The 14,528-nt window shown below is 63.4% G+C and carries 7 protein-coding genes; 4 read left to right on the top strand and 3 right to left on the bottom strand.

Features of this window, described 5'->3' with window-relative positions; genetic code table 11:
- Positions 1-8: 8 nt before the first annotated feature.
- Together ABGM93_RS03040 and ABGM93_RS03035 are read left to right on the top strand one after the other, a co-directional pair.
- Positions 9-1,718 (top strand): Ig-like domain-containing protein, encoded by a 1,710-nt coding sequence (locus tag ABGM93_RS03040; RefSeq protein ID WP_321503368.1) that lies wholly within the window; start codon positions 9-11, stop codon positions 1,716-1,718.
- 35 nt (positions 1,719-1,753) lie between these two features.
- Positions 1,754-8,956, top strand: coding sequence for a SpvB/TcaC N-terminal domain-containing protein (locus ABGM93_RS03035; RefSeq protein WP_321503366.1), 7,203 nt, complete (start codon positions 1,754-1,756; stop codon positions 8,954-8,956).
- A gap of 268 nt (positions 8,957-9,224) precedes the next feature.
- On the opposite strand, the gene ABGM93_RS03030 is transcribed toward ABGM93_RS03035, so the two are convergent.
- Positions 9,225-10,325, bottom strand: coding sequence for a PLP-dependent aminotransferase family protein (locus ABGM93_RS03030; RefSeq protein ID WP_321503364.1), 1,101 nt, complete (start codon positions 10,323-10,325; stop codon positions 9,225-9,227).
- Between the two features lie 265 nt (positions 10,326-10,590).
- On the opposite strand from ABGM93_RS03030, the gene ABGM93_RS03025 reads away from it, so the two are divergent.
- The gene (locus tag ABGM93_RS03025) at positions 10,591-11,649 is read left to right on the top strand and encodes a four-carbon acid sugar kinase family protein (RefSeq protein ID WP_321503362.1); all 1,059 of its coding nucleotides are present in this window, start codon (positions 10,591-10,593) and stop codon (positions 11,647-11,649) included.
- Between the two features lie 26 nt (positions 11,650-11,675).
- Positions 11,676-12,398 carry a FadR/GntR family transcriptional regulator gene (locus ABGM93_RS03020; RefSeq protein ID WP_319773401.1) on the top strand — a complete coding sequence of 241 codons (723 nt, stop codon included), beginning with the start codon at positions 11,676-11,678 and terminating at the stop codon, positions 12,396-12,398.
- A 104-nt stretch (positions 12,399-12,502) separates the two neighbouring features.
- Here the strand turns inward: ABGM93_RS03020 and pdxA are convergent, their stop codons facing one another.
- Both pdxA and ABGM93_RS03010 read right to left on the bottom strand, forming a co-directional pair.
- Complete coding sequence (gene pdxA, locus ABGM93_RS03015) at positions 12,503-13,483, bottom strand: 4-hydroxythreonine-4-phosphate dehydrogenase PdxA (protein ID WP_319773399.1); 981 nt, start codon at positions 13,481-13,483, stop codon at positions 12,503-12,505.
- An 83-nt stretch (positions 13,484-13,566) separates the two neighbouring features.
- Positions 13,567-14,526 (bottom strand): phosphoglycerate dehydrogenase, encoded by a 960-nt coding sequence (locus ABGM93_RS03010; RefSeq protein ID WP_321503360.1) that lies wholly within the window; start codon positions 14,524-14,526, stop codon positions 13,567-13,569.
- Positions 14,527-14,528: the final 2 nt, after the last annotated feature.

Below are 14,528 nucleotides of genomic sequence, written 5' to 3'. Positions count from 1 at the left end.
GATGCGCCATGACCGCCGCTTACACGATTGAATCCTGCAAGGAACGTCTGAAAAAAGCGGGCCTTAGCCCGATCGCCAACCCCATCATCTGCGCGGAGGCGAAAAAACTGTCGCCCGTACACACGATGTGCAAGGACCAACCGGTCGGCACTCCCGTCAGTATCATCATCTGTGAAAACAGAGCCACCGGGCAACAGGTCTTCGATCCGGAGATCATCACGGTCTGCACGAACCTTCACGATCAGGACCCAAACTGGGGCATGATGGCGGCCTATTGCTGCTGTTTTCTCGCCGACGCGACGGCTGCGCAAACGATCCCGCGTGCAACACTGCGGCGCGCAGACGGGGCCCCGCATCTGACCTGGACCGAAGCCCGCCTCGACATGGTTCAGGCGCTGGAAACGGCGGTCGGCGAAACCGTCCTGATCCGCACGGACGGGGCTCCCGGCGAAGCCATTGTCGGTGCCGCCCAGCCCGTGCTGCTCCATGATGGGCAGTTCGTTCTGGCCGAACACCTCGCCCCCGGAGACAGGCTGCTGTCAGCGGAAAGCCACCCCCTTACGGTCCTCGCGGTCGGACATGGGCACGAGGCCCCTCACCCGCCCAGCCTGAGTTTCGAAGGCGAGTTGGCGCCTCACGAACGGCTTTACAGCATTGGCGGCCTCGTGGTGGGCGATTTCACGGTGCAAGCAGATTTCCACGGCCTGGAGGCGGACATGAAGGCGCCACCGCGCGCCAAGGAGCCCGCGGAGGGACTGCCGGTTCGTCTTGCCGGTGGCGGCACGTTCCGCATGACCTCCAGCGAAGGGGCGGACCCAGCTTTCTCGCGCACTGTCTCGCACATGTTCACGCCGAAACAGGCTCAGGACATTCTGGCCAATGGCGACCTGCTTCCCGCCAATGACCCCGTGGTCAAAGACCGCGTGAGGCGGTCCATCTCTCTGCTCAAGGGCTTTTATCCAGCGGTGTCGATCACCTATGACGACACGTCCATGAACGCGAATATCGATGGCCGCCAGAAGTGTTTCTGGAGCGGGCTCGACGTTTATCTTCATGGGGGGCTTGCGCGACAGAAAGCCCTGCAGGAGGAAGGCCTGTTGATGGCCCTTTGCCACTGCATCGCGGCTTTCGGAGAGGATCCGTCGCATCCCGACAGCTCGATAAGCTGTGTGGCCGAGGCGGATTTTTCGGCATTCGGCTACTATGCCCGCAACATCTGGTCGCCAGCCAGCTTCCTCCCCAATTCGCAAGCCGCCCTGGCCCAATGGAAGACCCTGTTCGATCTGGTCTCCCCCGCCCATGGCAGCGGCGATCCGGTGGACCCATGTGCCGCTCCTTCGCTCGATTGCCGCTACGAAAGCGCCCAAGTCGGCTTTGTCGGCGGCAACCAGCCGGCTTGCGGCAAGCCCCGGACCTATCTCGAACTCGACAAGCTGGAGGTTCTTCAGGCTGCCCTGATCGCGTTGCATTTCTCCGAACCGCTGGATCCGGCTTTGGCCGACGACGTCGCAAATTACGACCTGACGCCGGGCATTTCTGTGGTCAGCGCGGGAATTCCCAAATCCGACCCGAAGGCGGTGGTCCTGACGCTGGATCAACGTCTCGACGACAGCACCCTCTACACGCTGACCGTGTCGAACCTGAAATCGTATGGCGGCGACAAGCTCTCCCCCGATCCGACGGTCCAGACCTTCAGCTACCCCCCTTACCAAGGCTGATCAGGCACGACCGCATGGCGATGGAGGGGTGAGACATGAGTACGGCGACGGTATCAGGAGGCAGAGAGAAGACCGCACAGCGCGGCGCATCCTCGCAAGGAGGCTCTTCTGCGGGAACCGGCGGCTCGACCATCGAACTGCCGGAACTCAGCCTGCCGAATGCCGGAGGCTCGCTCGGCTATGGCGAAACGTTCACCCCCAACGGCTTCACGGGGACCGCCGAACTCACCTTTCCGCTGCCCATGCCGGAGGCCCGTGGCCTCAAGCCGTCCATCGCGCTCAGCTATTCCAGCGGCGCAGGAAACGGCGTCTTCGGGATGGGCTTCACCCTGACCCCCTCGTCCTTCACGCGCTCCACCTTCACCGGCCCGCCTGCCTATGATGACACGGACACGCTGATCTTCGACAACGACTATCTTGTGCCGAAATACGCGCAATCGGGCAACGCGTGGCAGCGTGTTGAACGACGCGAGACGCTACAAGGCCAGACATTTCTGGTGCGCACCTACCTGCGCCGCGTCGAAGGCCCCAACGACGTTATTGAGCTTTGGAGCGAGGAGGCGACCGGGACAAGCCACTGGAAGGTCACCGACGCAGATGGCGGGGTGCGGATTTTCGGACAGTCCCCGCGAGCCCGCGTCTTCGATCCGAGCGATCCGAAGCGGATCTTCCGCTGGCTCCTGTGCGAGGAGATCGACCTCAAGGGCAATCGCATCGTCTACACCTACAAGGCGGAAGACAGTGCCGGGCTCCCGGCCGGATCGCCGCCCGCCTCCACCGCCCAGCGATATCTCGACCGCGTCTGGTACGGCAATCCGACGCCGGACGCCGCCGTGGCCGACTTCTGCCATATGGTCATCCTCGATTACGGGTCCCGCGATCTCGATCCCCCTACAATCGATCCCGTGCGCGCCTGGAGCCTCAGGCCCGATCCCTCTTCCAGCTATCGCGCCGGCTTCGAGATCCGCACAAACCGGCGCTGCCAAGCCGTTCTGATCGCTTGCAATTTCCCCCAGACCCTCGCCGGCTCGCCTCTGGTCACCGATGTCCTGTCCTTCGACTATTGCGACGAGGCCGACCGGGATGCCGGCCTGCTGGGGGCGGTCCCCTCCCGTATGATCTCCCTGCGCCACACAGGATGGCGGCACAACGCGGCGGGCACGGCGCAATCCAAGGCGATGCCGAAAGTCCGGTTCGACTACACGGGGATTTCGCCGGACACGGCCGCCTTCGGTCCGATCTCGAGCGACAACGGGCGGCCCCTGAGCGGCAATCTCGCCGACGGCTCGTTGCAGATGGTCGACCTTTACGGCGACGGACTGACGGGCTTCCTGACAAGCGGCGGGCCGGATGTCATCTATTGGCGCCCACTTGGCAAGGGGCGCTACCAGCCCGGGCAACCGCCGCCGGAATTCCCCAATGCCCGCACCCTTTCGCCCCGCCGCGTGGTGCTGAACGATGTGGAGGGCAACGGGCGGAGCGATCTCATGGTGATCACGCCCGGCATGACGGGCTTCTTTCCAAACCGCCTGCAGCAGGACTGGGGTCCGTTTCAGCCGCTGCCCGCGGTTCCCACTGTGCTTCTCGATCCCAAGGCCCGCCTTCTCGATCTCAACGGATCGGGCCGCACCGATGTGCTATGCGGCGACGGTAGCGGGTGGCAGGTCGCCATGTCCAAGGGCGCTGACGGCTACAACGCCCCCCACCGCGTGGAGACGCCCGAAGCCCTGCCCTTCTACAGCTCCGATGCGGAGTATCTTTTTGCGGGCTTTGCCAACATCTTCGGAGACGGGCTCGCCCATATCGTCCATGTGTGGAACGGCGGGGTGCGCGTCTGGCCGTCGCTGGGAAACGGCACCTTCGCCGCCCCAATCACGCTGCCGGGCGCACCTTCGGGTCTTAAAAACGCAAGCGCCGATCAGATCCAGTTCGCCGATGTCACGGGCAATGGGTGCGCGGATCTCATCATCGCGCATGCCGACGGCATCAACATCGCCTTCAACGAATTCGGCAACGGCTTTTCCGCCCCCCGCCGTTTTGCCCTGCCGGACGGGTTCACCCGGATCGATGGCATCAGCGCGGGCGACATTCTCGGTCTGGGACTGTCCGGACTGGTGGTGGATCAGAACCGCCCCGCCCCGCGCCAGCAGTTTCTGTCACTGGCATCGCACGCCAAGCCCTACATGCTGTGCAGCTACGCAAACGGAATGGGCGCAGAGACGGAGCTGGCCTATCGCCCGGCATCCGATTTCGCGCTTGCCGACCGCGCGGCCGGAGCCCCTTGGGTCACCGCGCTGGAACAAAATCCGCAGGTGCTGGTGGAAGTGATCGTGAACGATCCGATCTCGCAAAGCGCGCGCACCACCGTCTATCAATATCGAGATGCCTATTACGATCCGATCTCGCGCGCCTTTCGCGGGTTTGCCTATGTGCAGTCGCAGGACCATCCCGTCCTGGCCTCACGCGACTGGCATTTTTCCTCAAGATCGCGAAGCCGGAGGCTGATCGCCGCACAGGTTGGCGCCAGCGAGGCCGCTCCCTTGCAGACACGGCAATGGAGCCACACCGGGGCTTTCGAGACCGCGGATCGCATCGCCGAAGATCTCGCCGGCAAGGCCTATCACGATGGCTATCCGCTTCCCCCGCCCACACTGCCCGGCGCGATCTATGCCGCGGGAGCCGATGCCGTGCGACAGGCGCATGTGGCACTCGTCGGACGCCCCTACAGGGAGGAAAAGCGCGGGCTGGATGGCGATGGCGACGCCCTGACCACACCTTATGACGCGTCTCAGTCCACCTACGCGCTGGACATGCTGCAACCACCACTGTTCGGAAATTACGCCGTCTTCCGCGTGAACCAGTCGGAGAGCCTTGAAAGCACCTTCGAAGCCGATCCCGACGCGCAACCGCGCCTTGCCCACGTTCTGAACGTGACGACAGACCGCTTCGGTCAGCCCCTCCAATCGCTCAAGGTCTTTTATGCGAACCGGCAGAAGACCGGCGCCGATCCGCTGCTGCCCGGCCAGGACGCGGCCCAGATCGATCTCGACTGCGCCGCCTTCATCAATGTGATCGAGGGTCAGTACGAAAACACGTCAGGCACGACGAGCGCGCCGGTCACGGGCACGACAGCCGGGGCGGGTCACCTTGTGGGTCTCGCCTTTGAAAGGCAAATGTTCCAGATCACTGGCTTTGTCGAGCCGGGCGCGTTGCTGAGCTTTTCCCAGGCGCAAAGCCTCGCGAGCGAGGCCATGCAGAATGTCGTGCCCTACGGCGCCAATCCGGTCGCGGGCACAGTTCAGGCAATCCCCCAGTCATGGCAGCAGGATCTCTATGTGAATGCCGCCCTTGATGACGCCCTGCCGCTTCAACAGGTTGCACCGGTTCCGCTGGAGCACCATCAACAGGTCGCGGTTTTCCCGCAGAGCCTGGTCGACCGGGTCTTTGGCACCAAGGTCGACGACACGTTGATGGAGACAATCGCCGGCTACCGGAAGCAGGACGGCTACTGGTGGAACTGGCGCGATGTCGCGCGCTATCTCGATGCGGACGGCTTCTATCTTCTGAGCGTCACGACGGATCCCTTCGGCCACGAGGTTTCCGTCACCTATGATGAGACCTGCCTCTTCCAGATCAAGCGCACCGACCAGATGGGGTTCACCGCCCATATCACGTGGGACGTGCAATCTTCCCAGCCTGCGCGCATCGTCGATGTGAACGACAACACGGCGGAGGCGCTCTTTGACCCGCTGGGACAGGTGATGGTGACCTGCCAGTATGGTGAGGAGGGCGGGAAAAAGGTCGGCGACGACCCGCTTGCCGACTATACGCCCCTGCCTGTGCCCACAACCACGGAGCTTCTGGCGGATCCGGCGAAGTATCTCCAGAATGCCGGCAGTTACGCGCTGGAAAACCTGCAATGGGACCCGGCGACCTCCATGCCCCCGCACACGGTCATGGTGCGCCGAAGGCTTTTTGCCAACCCCGAAACCGGCGCCCCGTCCCCGAGCGCCACGAACGCCGCCTATGACGTATCCATCGGCTATTTCGACGCCTCGCAGCGCGCACTCGGCACGGCAAGCCTGGTGAGCGGCACACCGCCTCTGGCCCTTCATCCCCCCCAAATGCCGAAATTGCGCATGGCCAATGCGCAGGAGGCCAACTGGCTCGTCTCCGACCGGGTGCGTTTCGACAGCCGCGGCAAGGTCGGTATACGTTACCTGCCCTATCTCACCGACACGCCCGGCTTCGTGCTCCAGCCTGTGCAGCCGCACGACACCCTGAAATACGACCCCCTCGGCCGGGAGATCGGGACGCTCACCGCCAAGGGGTTCCTGACCCGCAACGTCCACGCCATATGGCAGACGGACCAATATGATGCGGACGATACGGTGACGCAGTCACCCTATTACAAGGCGAACATTTCAAACCCGACCCTTCCCGAACCCGAACGCGCCGCGCTGGAACAGGCGGCGGTTTTCGAAGACACGCCGCTGACAAGCATGCTCGATGTGCGCGGCCGCACGATTGCTAGCCGCAGCCTGCTGGTCGACCATTCCGGCGCCCAGCCTGAGCCACTCACCGCCCTGCGTTGGCTCGACCCGCAGGAGCGGGAACTCGCCACCTCCAATCCGCGCTTCTTCAACGCTGCGGATCCGGCGCGCCCCAGCTATTTCGACGCGCTCTCCATCTACGACATGGGCGGGACCGCGATCTCGCGCGCCGATGCGGATGCGGGCAACGTCCCCCTTCCGCCGGGAGCAACCGGAACCCCGCGATTGACGCTCACCGATGCGCTGGGCAATCCGGTGGAGGTTTGGACGCCACGCGGCTACCGGATTTCCACCCGCTACGATCCGGGCCGCCGCCCCCTGACGCAGGGCGTCATCGGCAACGGTCTTTCGCTGACCTTCGCCCGGTTCGTCTATGGCTCCGCCCCCTCCGCCAACACGGTCAACCGGGTGATCGAAAGCTATGATCAGGCGAGCATTCAGGTGATCGACAGGTACAGCCTGTCGGGCGATCCATTCAGCCATGCCCGCCAATATGTGGCCGACTGGACGCAGCCTGCCGACTGGACGACACCGTCAACCGTGGCGCTCGACCCGACGGTCTGGACCACCACCTTCACCTATGACGGCGACGGCAACACCATTGGCGCGCTCGCGCCCGACGGCACCCGGATCGCCTATGCGCTCTATCCCAATGGCTGGCTCAAGGCGATCGCGCTGACACTTCCCGGATCCACCAATGTCCAGATGGTGGCGGGCCCGATGCTCTATGCCGCCAACGGACGCGTCTCGAAAATGCCGCTTGGCAACGGCGCCCTGGTGGAACGCGGCTTTGAGCCGACCACCCTGCGCCTCACCTCCATTCACACCACGACAGCGGCGCAAGAGGTCGTGCAGGATCTCAGCTATGCCTATGATCCGGTCGGCAACGTCACGTCCCAGATGAACGCGCTGCCCGTGCCAGGCGACGCCTCGGCCACCTCCGGCGATTCAGCCTATGTCTTTGACTCGCTCTATCGCCTTATGACCGCGACAGGCCGCGCCGCGAAAGGGCTCGGCCAGAACGCATCCCACACGCCGCCCGCGCTGCCCGCATCGAGCATCGAACTGGAGCGCTACGAGCAACGCTTCACCTATGACCACGCCACCAACCTGACCGCGATCGCCTATGCCGCGGCCGCATCCAGCTGGCAGCAGGACATCGCCATCTCCCTCAGTTCCAATCACGGGGTGCTGCGCGGGATGATCACCGGCACCGGAACGCCGGACGATTTCTACGATGCAGGCGGAAACCTGCTGTCTCCGACAAGCGACTTGACCCTCGATTACGACTTCTTCGGCAACGCTGCCCATACGGAGCGGGTGGATGGCACGAAAAAGACCGACACCTGGGGGCAGTTTTCAAATGGGCGTGAGCGGTTGCGCAAGGTCGCCGTCGCGCCCGATGGGACAACGGTCGAAACGCTCTATCTGGATGACGCGATCATAACCCGCCCCATCGCCAACGGCGCACCGGGACCGGTCAGCGAGATCTCGGTGCAGGTCATGCTGAACGAACGTCTCGCCCTGCAGCTTCGCACCCCCGCAGGCACCGGCAGCACAATTGCCCAATACCAGCTCGAAGATCACCTCACCTCTGTCGCCGCCCGGCTCGACCAGGCGGGAACCCTGGTCGATGTGCAGGAATATCTGCCCTATGGATCCGACGCCCTTTGGGTGTCCGCGAGTGGGGCCACGAGCCAGACGCAGGCAAAGCGATACAGGTTCGCCCAGAAGGAAGTGGATCTCGGCTCCGGTCTCTACCGGATGGGCCAGCGCGCCTACATTCCGTGGATGGGGCGCTGGACCAGCCCGGACCCGGCTGGCCCGGCCGATGGGCCGAACCTGTTTGCCTATGTCGGCGGCAACCCGATCACCAAGCACGATCCGGATGGCCTGTGCGGCAAGACCCCCAATTTCTGGGATTCCGTGAAGCAGAAGGCCAACTTCTACGCCAACAAGACAAAATACCAGGCCAAGGAGATGAACGCCTGGGGCGTGATGCTGAACGCGATGCTCGACACCAGGTTCGTGGCCCTTGAGATGTCTCATAAGCTCAAGCTGCCGCTCGTGACCACGATGGGAGACAGCACCAAGTCGCTGCTGCCGACTGCGCGGTCGATCGGCCATTTCGGCCTGCTGGGATCATTGCAGATGGTAACCAGATACGGCGGCATGGCGGGCATCGCCTACCATTCGCTGGCAATCACGCAGGAAGGTTTCAAGGAAAAGCACGTTCTGGGGATTGTCGGCAACAGCCTGTTCACGGCGGAAGGCTACATGCTCTTGAAGGCAATGGGGGCCGCGAGCACCCACACCTTGCACCACAGCCTGCACATGGCGGGCCGCCTCGGTTTCGCAGCAGACTCCGTCAAGGCCGTCAGCTACTACCGGCAGGGCGATTATTCCACCGCCCTGATGTATGGCTTGCTGGCCGGTGGCAACGGGCTGAGCCTCGCCAGCACGGAGCAACGCATGCAAATCGCGCGTTTCCTCTTTGGCAACATGGGGGAGCAATTCTACAAGGCGAACAATTTCGCCGGCGAATTCGGCTGGAACGCCAAAGGGTTCTCGCGCACCCTTGCGATGACGAGCGCCCGCAACTGGCTTGGAGCGGGCTTGGTCGCCTCCGTTTTCGTCTATCAGGACTACATCAAGAAGCGCGTTATCCCGAACGATCTGGACTAGGGTGTGGCCCCATAGATGAGCTGCGAGTGGTTTGGTTGAGCGGTTCGGATGCGAGGCGCGAGCCCGCAGGACACCCTCTGGTTTTCAAGGGGCTGCAACGACGCAGCCGGATCGCTCAACCAAATCCGGCAGGACGGTGAAACGGCTTCGACCTGCGGTGTCGCGCCGCTTGAGCGGGCGCAAAGCCCGCTCTGCCCGTCTCTCCTCGTATCTCGTCGCCTTTTCGCCGCCATTCGCGGCTCATCTATGGGTCCACACCCTAGGGCGGCTACCGCGCCGCCAGCGCCTTTTTCAGCACATCGCACAAGATCGCCCCGGCCGCCTCCAGACGCGCCTCCTCGTAATAGCTGAAGCCCAGCCGGATGCAGTTGGCGAAATTTCCAGCGCTTGAACAATCCGAACCGAGCCGGAAGGAAACACCCCGGCGCTGCGCCTCGGCAAGGACGGCCGGCATGTCGAGATCCTCGGGCGCTTCCAGCCAGCAGAAGAACCCGCCTGTGGGCGCGGCGAAGCGCACCTCCTGAGGCAAATCGCGCTCCAGAACCGCACAAAGCGCGCGTCTTCGGGCGTTATAGACAGCGTTCAGGCTCGCCAGCACCTCGTCCTGCGTCCCGCTGGCCAGCATCTGCGCCAGGACCAGAGACATGACGGGCGCCACGCCGCCTCCGCTGATCAGCACCCCGCACTTGGCCAGCCTGTCGATGAGCGGCCTAGGCCCGTGTATCCAGCCCGTGCGGACGCCGGAGGCAAGCGTCTTGGCGAAGGAGCCGATGGAAAGGATGTTCGCTTCGTTGCCCGTGAAGAGGCTTTCCTGCACCTCATCGCCGACGAACTGATAAACCTCGTCACTGGCCACGATCACGCCATGGCGCTCGGCAAGGGCAACGATGCCTTCGCGGTTTTCCCGCGAGAACATCCGGCCCGTCGGGTTGTGATGGATCGGGATGGTGTAAAGCATCTTCACATCGCGGGTGCGGATCTCATGCTCCAGACGGTCGAGATCCAGACCATCCTCGCGCACCGGGATGGGCCTCAGGTCGATATCCCAGTCACGCAGGATGTTGAGCGCAAAGAAATAGGTCGGATCATCCACCGCGACGGCGCTTCCCGCAGGCACCAGCTTCTTCAGGACGAGATCCAGCGCATGCGATGCACCATTGGTCATCAGAAGATTCTCAGCACTCACCTTCCTTCCCGTTCGGGCGGTGAGGTAGCGGGCGAGCTCCTGACGCATCTCCGTCAACCCTTCCGACGGCGCGTACTGGAAGGCATGGCGATTGTCCGCGTTCAAGACGCGCTGCGCCGCCACCCGCACGGCATCGAAAGGAAAGAACCGGTCCTCGGTCCGACCAATTCCCAGATCCGTCATCTCCATCGCCTGTGCCTCGCGCTTTTCGGGCCCTCGCCCCTGCCATGCTTTGCGTCAGGCGTCACACAGGACAGCGGGTCCTTGCAAGCCCTGCCCAGAAAATCCCGTCCACAACCGGCTGTTTTTGCCCCCGGCGAGACGGCCAGCCGGGCCATTTGCGCTCCGTTCCCGGACATCGGAATCCAGGCAAATTCTGATGGGATTCAATTGTCTTACAAGTAAACAACTTGTACCATGACGCGACGCACGAACGAGCAAGAACGGCATGAAACTTCTTATCATCGCAGACGACCTGACCGGCGCACTTGACAGTTCCGTTGCCTTTGCGCGGCACGGTTTCCGGGTGCTGTGCGCCTTGTCGCCGGAGCGGCTTTCAGATGCGCTCGCCGAGGCCCCCGATGTCATTTCCGTCTCGACGAACAGCCGGGAATTGGCTGAAAAAGAAGCCATTCGGCGTCTGGAAGACATCTTGTCAGGTGCGCGGGAGGATTGCGCATTCCGCAACGCGATCATTTTCAAGAAGGTCGACAGCCGCCTCAAGGGCCATGTGCGCGCCGAGCTTGCGGTTCTGGCAGGCCGGAGCGAAGGGATGCTTGTCTGCCCCGCCATTCCGCGCCTGGGCCGACTTGTAAAAAACGGCGCTGTTTGCGGAGCGGGCGTGGACACGCCCATCGATATTGCAAAGACGACGGGATGCCAGCCATCCGCCGTGCCGGAAGCAACCAGCGACGCCGATATCGATGCCGCGCTGAAAGCCGCGCTGGCCGATGACGGTCAGCTGCCGCTGCTGGTGGGAGCCGCCGGTCTGGCGCAAGCCGTTGCCCGCCGCTTTGCAAAAACCCCGATTCAGCCCGAGATCGCCACCCTGCCCGCTCCGGCCCTCTTCGCCATAGGCTCGCGCGATCCCGTGACCGTTGCGCAGATGACAGATCTGGATGGCCTGGCCGCGCCGAATGGCCATGTGCCGGAGACGGCAGAAACCGGCGCGGAGCCCGAAATCATCCAGATGACGGCAGGGCACGAGACCATTGACAGCGTGGCCGCAGGAACGGCATTCGCAGCCGGGATCGCTTCGCGCCTCCAGCGCCGTCCGCCACGGGCATTGCTTGCCTGCGGGGGCGAGACGGCGGCGGCGATTGCACATCGGATCGGCTGCGGACTTGTTGAGGTCGATGGCGAAGTCCTTCCCGGACTGCCGGTCTCGCGCATGCTCGATGGAATGCCCGGCCTGACCTTTATCACCAAGTCCGGCGGCTTCGGTGAAGCAGATACCCTTGTGAAACTTGTCAATAAACTTGTAACTTCACCCGCCAAAGCGATGTGAAGAGGCACCATTTGAAAGCCAGAGCGATGAAAGAGACGCGCGAAAAGCCCAAACTGACACTGGCGGATCGTGTCTACCATTCGCTGTACAGCCGCATCAGCAATGGCGAATACCCGGTAAACCAGAAGCTGCCCTCGGAGAACACGCTGGCGAACGAGTTCGGCGTTTCCCGGCCGGTGCTGCGCATGGCGCTTGAGAAGCTGCGCACCGAAGGCGTGATCTATTCGCGTCAGGGCGCGGGCAATTTCGTGCGCGCGGCAAGTTCAAACCCGGTGGGTTTTGCCCGCGTGGAGACACTGGCCGACGTTCAACGCTGCTATGAATTCCGCATCACGATCGAGACCGCCGCAACCCGTTTCGCAGCCGACCGGCGCGGCAGCGCCTCGCTTGCGGAGATCAAGGATGCGCTGGATCTGATGCGCGTTGCCACCGGCAGCCAGGAACACCGCGAGGATGCGGATTTCACCTTCCACCTCGCCATCACCAAGGCCGCCAACAACCAGTATTACGAGGCCGCCGTGCGGGCCCTGCGCGAGCACATCCATGTGGGCATGAAGCTGCATGGCCAATCGCTAATGACCGATGGGGCAAAGGCGCTGGAGCGCGTTCTGGAAGAACACACCAACATCTATGAAGCCATCCGCGACCAGCGCGCCGAGGATGCGGAGGCGCATATGCGCGCGCATCTGGAATATTCGCGAGACCGCCTCTTCGGCATCGGCCTGCTTGACCTGCGCATGAAGGATTGAACCGGGTTTCAGATCCCGGACATGAAAAAGGCGCCCTCCTGACGGGGCGCCTTTTCATTTCATTCGCACTCACAAATTGACGACGTCGCGCAAGCCTTGAGACCTCAGCTGCGCCCCGCCGCGAGTTTGCCCGCATAGTCGAGCGCGGCCAGCATGTTCACATGGTTGGCCTTGCCGGTTCCCGCGATATCGAAGGCCGTGCCGTGATCGACGGAACACCGGTCGATGGGAAGCCCCAGAGACACGTTCACCGCGGTATCGAAGGCGATCAGCTTGATCGGGATGTGGCCCTGATCGTGGTACTGGGCGATCACCAGATCGAACGCGCCCTTATGCGCCCGGTAATAGACCGTGTCGGCGGAAATCGGGCCCTCGACGTTGATGCCCTCGTCCTGCGCCATCTTCACGCCCGGCGCGATCTGCTCGTCATCCTCGCGCCCGAAGAGCCCGTTCTCACCACAATGGGGGTTGATGCCCGCAACCGCGATGCGCGGGTTCGCGATCCCCATGCGCTTGAGATGCTTGTGGCCGGTGCGGATGGTCTCCAGAACGCGCTCCGGTGTCGCCCGTGTGATCGCATCTTTAAGCGACACATGGGTGGAGACATGAAGCACGTTCAGCGTCGGCGATGCGAGCAGCATCCAGCTCGACTTGGAATGCGTCAGTGCCGCCAGCATGCCGGTGTGGCCGTCATAGTGATGACCGGCTGCGTTGAGCGCCTCCTTGTTGATCGGCGCGGTGACGATGCTGATCGCTTCACCGCCGGTGGTCATCTCGACCGCCTTTTCGATGAAACGGAAGGAGGCCTCGCCACAGGCCGGCGACAACACGCCGAACTTGCCCGGCAGATCCGCCACCTGCACATGGATCACGGCCAGCGCGCCTTCCGGCACGGCCCCGCCGAAATCGGCGAGTGCCAGATCGAGCTTGCAGGCGGCAACCGCGCGTTCAAGCGTCGGCTTGTCGCCGATCACCGCATAGCGCGCACGGTCCTTCGGTTCGAGCGAAGCCATCGCCTTGACGGTGACCTCGGCCCCCACGCCTGACGGGTCGCCCATCGTGATGACGATCGGTTTCTGGCTCATATCCCTCTCCTGATGCGGCGCGGGACCACGGCATTAGGTCCCGGCGCCATGAGTTCACACTGAAATGGCGGATCGTGAGCGGATCACAGGTCCCTGGCGTTGAGGCACCGCTTCGGCATGCCACCTTCCAGGAAGGTGGAAATGTCCTCGATCACCATCTTGCCCACATTCTCCACCGCTTCCCTGGTGTCCGCCCCCGAATGGGGCGTGAAGACAGCGTTTGCGTGGGAGAAGACCGGATGGTCGGTGGACGGCGGCTCGCTCACATAGGCATCGATGGCGACGCCCCCGAGCTGGCCGCTTTCAAGAGCTTCGGCCACCGCATCGAGATCGACCACCTCGCCGCGTGCCAGATTGATGAGCCGCGCGCCGGGCTTCATCTGGCCAATCGTCTCGCGGTTGATGAGGGCCGCGTTGTCCTTGCCGCCGAAGACGTGCAGCGACACGTAGTCGGAAGCGGCGAGAACCTCGTCCAGGCTCATCATGGTGACGCCATGTTCACGGGTAAAGGCCTCGTCCGGGTACATATCGTTGGCGACAACCGTCATGCCGAGGCCACGCGCGAGCTTTGCAAGCCGCTTGCCGATATTGCCGAGCCCGACAATGCCCAGCGTCTTGCCGCCAAGCTGGCTGCCGACGCGGCGATCCCATCCACCGGATGTGACGGACGCATGGCCCTGCGGGATGAAGCGGGCCATGGAGAACATCAGCCCGACCGCCAGTTCCGCAACCGCATCCGCATTGGCGGCAGGCGTGTTGCATACCGGCAGCCCCGCCGCCGTACAGGCCGGAATGTCGATATTGTCCACGCCCACGCCATGCTTCAGCACGGCCTTGAGATTGGAAGCGCCTTCCAGCGTCGCGGGCGTGACGGGCACCAGCCCCACGACCAGGTAGTCAGCCCGGCCAATATGCGCGCTGACACCGCCATCGGGCAGCGAAGTGTCCGCACAGCGGATCAGTTCCCAGCCCTTTTCCGCGATCAGCTCGGCCACCGGCCCCTGCTTTGCAAAGCCCGGCGAAGTGGTAACGACGACGGTCATGA

Origin of the sequence: Breoghania sp. (genome assembly GCF_963674635.1) — a bacterium.
Classification (GTDB): Bacteria; Pseudomonadota; Alphaproteobacteria; order Rhizobiales; family Stappiaceae; genus Breoghania.
The sequence above is the reverse complement of the archived record's forward strand: the minus strand, read 5'-3'. Positions and strand labels throughout refer to the sequence as shown.

Bases quoted from the DNA above. Each gene is read 5' to 3' on its own strand.
- ABGM93_RS03040 (WP_321503368.1), top strand. From the start codon at position 9: ATGACCGCCGCTTACACGATTGAATCCTGCAAGGAACGTCTGAAAAAA.
- ABGM93_RS03035 (WP_321503366.1), top strand. From the start codon at position 1,754: ATGAGTACGGCGACGGTATCAGGAGGCAGAGAGAAGACCGCACAGCGC.
- ABGM93_RS03030 (WP_321503364.1), bottom strand. From the start codon at position 10,325: ATGACGGATCTGGGAATTGGTCGGACCGAGGACCGGTTCTTTCCTTTC.
- ABGM93_RS03025 (WP_321503362.1), top strand. From the start codon at position 10,591: ATGAAACTTCTTATCATCGCAGACGACCTGACCGGCGCACTTGACAGT.
- ABGM93_RS03020 (WP_319773401.1), top strand. From the start codon at position 11,676: ATGAAAGAGACGCGCGAAAAGCCCAAACTGACACTGGCGGATCGTGTC.
- pdxA (WP_319773399.1), bottom strand. From the start codon at position 13,483: ATGAGCCAGAAACCGATCGTCATCACGATGGGCGACCCGTCAGGCGTG.
- ABGM93_RS03010 (WP_321503360.1), bottom strand. From the start codon at position 14,526: ATGACCGTCGTCGTTACCACTTCGCCGGGCTTTGCAAAGCAGGGGCCG.